The organism is Microbacterium sp. Leaf351 (assembly GCF_001423825.1).
GTDB lineage: Bacteria > Actinomycetota > Actinomycetes > Actinomycetales > Microbacteriaceae > Microbacterium > Microbacterium ginsengisoli.
In genome coordinates this window covers 323,136-326,367 of the sequence record NZ_LMPK01000033.1, presented here as the reverse complement: position 1 = coordinate 326,367, position 3,232 = coordinate 323,136, and the positions used below count along the sequence as shown (strand labels likewise).

General features: G+C 70.5%; 4 protein-coding genes and 1 tRNA gene. 3 read left to right on the top strand and 2 right to left on the bottom strand.

The window, feature by feature from the left end; genetic code table 11:
- The first annotated feature begins 6 nt into the window (after positions 1 to 6).
- Both ASG00_RS09905 and ASG00_RS09900 read left to right on the top strand, forming a co-directional pair.
- Complete coding sequence (locus tag ASG00_RS09905; protein ID WP_327037504.1) at positions 7 to 1,116, top strand: VIT1/CCC1 transporter family protein; 1,110 nt, start codon at positions 7 to 9, stop codon at positions 1,114 to 1,116.
- A gap of 54 nt (positions 1,117 to 1,170) precedes the next feature.
- Positions 1,171 to 1,611, top strand: a complete 441-nt coding sequence (locus tag ASG00_RS09900) for a DUF2871 domain-containing protein (protein WP_056209091.1) — start codon at positions 1,171 to 1,173, stop codon at positions 1,609 to 1,611.
- A gap of 13 nt (positions 1,612 to 1,624) precedes the next feature.
- On the opposite strand, the gene ASG00_RS09895 is transcribed toward ASG00_RS09900, so the two are convergent.
- Both ASG00_RS09895 and ASG00_RS09890 read right to left on the bottom strand, forming a co-directional pair.
- Positions 1,625 to 2,398: a class I SAM-dependent methyltransferase gene (locus ASG00_RS09895; protein WP_056209087.1), complete on the bottom strand. Its 774-nt coding sequence runs from the start codon at positions 2,396 to 2,398 to the stop codon at positions 1,625 to 1,627.
- A 168-nt stretch (positions 2,399 to 2,566) separates the two neighbouring features.
- A tRNA-Leu gene (locus ASG00_RS09890) sits at positions 2,567 to 2,651 on the bottom strand.
- A 101-nt stretch (positions 2,652 to 2,752) separates the two neighbouring features.
- Here ASG00_RS09890 and ASG00_RS17995 point away from each other — a divergent pair.
- Positions 2,753 to 3,232: M20/M25/M40 family metallo-hydrolase (locus ASG00_RS17995; protein ID WP_235559475.1), on the top strand; the 480-nt coding region annotated here is incomplete at its 3' end.

The following is a 3,232-nucleotide window of genomic DNA, read 5'->3' as shown; positions in this document are numbered from 1 at the left end:
CCCCCCCTGATCGAGGAGCTGCCCGTGGCATCCGATTCCGCTCCGGCGACTGCCCGCGACCGCGCCCGCTGGGCGCACTACCTTGCAAACGAACGGGCCGAGGCGGCCGTCTACCGTCACCTCGCCGCGCGCCGCGAGGGGGAGGAGCGGGACATCCTGCTCGCACTCGCCGACGCCGAGGGACGCCATGAGGCGCACTGGCTGGCGCTGCTCGGCGGCGAGCCGGAGCGACTGCCGCGCGCATCGGCATCGACGCGGCTGCTCGGCTGGATGGCGCGACGGTTCGGGTCGATCTTCGTGCTCGCCCTTGCTCAGCAGGCCGAGACGCGCTCGCCCTACGACGACGACCCCCACGCGACCCCGGCGATGCGCGCCGACGAGAAGATCCACAGCGAGGTCGTGCGGGGGCTCGCCGCGGCGGGACGTCGCAGGCTGTCGGGAACCTTCCGTGCCGCGGTGTTCGGGGCGAACGACGGTCTCGTGTCGAACCTCGCGCTCGTCATGGGCATCGGGGCGACCGGCGTCGACGCGCGCATCGTGCTGTTCAGCGGCATCGCGGGCCTGCTCGCCGGAGCCCTGTCGATGGGCGCGGGGGAGTTCGTCTCGGTGCGCTCGCAGCGCGAGCTGCTCGAGGCCACCGAGCCCAACAACTTCGGCGACGACGTGCTGCCCGATCTCGACCTCGACCAGAACGAGCTCGCCCTGATCTACCGCGCGCGGGGACTCGGTGACGCCGAGGCGACCGCGCGGGCACGTCTGGTGATCGAGACGGCGCGCACGGCGGACCGTGCGGTGCCCTACCGCCGGCCGCCGGAGGGCGCGGACACGCACGAGGTCGTGGGCAGCGCGTTCAGCGCGGCGCTCTCGAGCTTCCTGTTCTTCGCGTCGGGGGCGATCATCCCGGTGCTGCCGTGGCTGTTCGGGCTGCAGGGTCTTGCGGCCGTGCTCGTCGCGCTCGCGCTCGTCGGGGTGGCGCTGCTCGGCACCGGCGCCGCGGTGGGTCTCCTCTCGGGGGCGCCGCCGCTGCGCCGCGGTCTCCGACAGCTGGGCATCGGCTTCGGGGCCGCCGCGGTCACGTACGTCCTCGGGCTCCTGTTCGGGGTGGCGGGAATCTGAACCTTCGTTACTTTCAGATATGCTGAAGGTAACGAAAGGGGAGAGATGTCTCGGATGTCTCAGCGCGCCGTCTTCATCGCGGCGAGCGTCTATCTGGTGCTCGGACTCGCAGGCGGTGTGTACTTCCGTGAGATGACCAAGGGAACGCCGTTCGAATCGGGGGAGGGCACCCAGCTCGCCGTGCTCCACACGCATCTGCTGACCCTCGGCTTCCTCGCCATGCTCATCGTGCTCGTGCTCGACAAGGTGTACCGCCTCGGCCACAGCCGCTTCTTCGCGTGGTTCTTCTGGGTCTACAACGCGGGGCTCGTGCTGACTGTCGCCATCATGACCGTGCACGGCACGATGCAGGTGCTCGGCGTCCCGGCGAGCGCGGCGATCTCCGGAATCGCGGGCCTCGGGCACATCACGCTCGGAGCCGGTCTCGTGCTGCTGCTGTTCGCGATCAACGACGGCCTGCGCGGCCGGACCGCGCCCGCCACCACGATCGACTGACCCGTGCGCCGCGCTACCGGTCGATGCGAGGAGTGCGCCCGACAGCGCACCACGCCACCGCGTCGATGACGCCGCTCGGACCCGGCAGGAGTGCTCCGCAGCGGACGCGCAGCTCTGCTCGGGCGGCCGCGTCGAGGGTCGCGACGAAAGCGCCCGCGGGCCCGACGCCGAGTTCGTAGGGTCCCCACCAGTCGTCGACGCCCGTGTACGGAACGTGCACCTCGAGCTCGTGCTCGACCACCTCGACGAGTCCGTTCGACCGGAAGAGGTCGGCGATCTGGCCCCGACCTGTGCCGACGCCGCCCGTCTCGTCGTCGACGGTCGGGTCCATCTCGCGCGCCGCGTGCCAGAACAGCGACAGGGGCGCCCGCCCGCCGCCGAAGTCCCAGACCGATGCCGCGATCACGCCGCCCGGACGGGTGACCCGTGCCATCTCCCGAATGGCGGCGTGCGGGTCGCGCAGGAAGTTGACCACCAGCTGCGCGATGACGAGATCGAAGGCGTCATCGGCGAACGGGAGCGATTCGGCGTCTGCGACACGTGCATCGCAGCCGGGAAGCCGTTCGCGCAGCGCCTCGACGAAGGACGGGGAGGGGTCGACCGCGGCCACCGGCGTGACCCCCGGAGTCGCGGTGAGTGCCGCAGCGATCGCCCCGGGACCCGCACCGACATCGAGCGCTCGCACACCATCGAGCTCGCCCACGACGTCCAGCGTGCGCTGGGCGAGCGGCTCCGAGTAGCGTCCCATGAACCGCTGATAAGCCTCGGCCGGCACATCGAACGTCATCGCCCTTCCCTCCGTCGCGGCCCCGTCGCAGCAGGCTCGATGGGGCTCATCCTGCCTCTCCGCGGTCGTGGGCGCGACCCCTGGCGAGATCCGCAGCAACGGATGCGCCAACGACGAAGGCCCCCGTCTCCGGGGGCCTTCGTCGTGATGATGCTGAGGCATCCTGTGTGCGCGAGGGGGGACTTGAACCCCCACGCCCTATACGGGCACTAGCACCTCAAGCTAGCGCGTCTACCTATTCCGCCACCCGCGCATTGGGTGATGTGTGGTCTTGCAACCGAGGGTCGAGCCTAGCATGCTCCACGCGGCGTCACGAACCGGGCGGGCCCTCGCCGAGCGGGTAGCCTGGGGCGCATGACTGCAGCCGAGCCGGGGGAGCTGCCGGAGGTCATCCGGCTCGCCCGCGATCTGATCCGCATCGACACCACCAACTGGGGTGGCGGACGCAGCGAAGGCGAGCGCGAGGCGGCCGAGTTCGTCGGCGCGTACCTCGAGGAACTCGGACTCGAGACCCGCTACTTCGAGCCGATCGCGCGCCGCACGAACGTGTCGGCGCGAGTACCGGGTCGTGATCGGTCGAAGCCTGCCCTCGTCGTGCACGGGCACCTCGATGTCGTCCCGGCGATGGTCGACGACTGGAGCGTCGACCCGTTCGCCGGTGAGATTCGCGACGGATACCTCTGGGGTCGCGGTGCCGTCGACATGAAGAACATGGACGCCATGATCCTCACGTCCGTCGCCGACATCCTGCGCGCCGGAGAACAGCCCGAGCGCGACCTGATCGTGACGTTCTTCGCCGACGAGGAGAACGGTGGCGTCGAGGGCTCGGCGCTC

What these genes read in the sequence shown, in the direction of transcription:
- ASG00_RS09900 (WP_056209091.1), top strand. Translation starts at nt 1,171, where the DNA reads ATGTCTCAGCGCGCCGTCTTCATCGCGGCGAGCGTCTATCTGGTGCTC.
- ASG00_RS09895 (WP_056209087.1), bottom strand. Translation starts at nt 2,398, where the DNA reads ATGACGTTCGATGTGCCGGCCGAGGCTTATCAGCGGTTCATGGGACGC.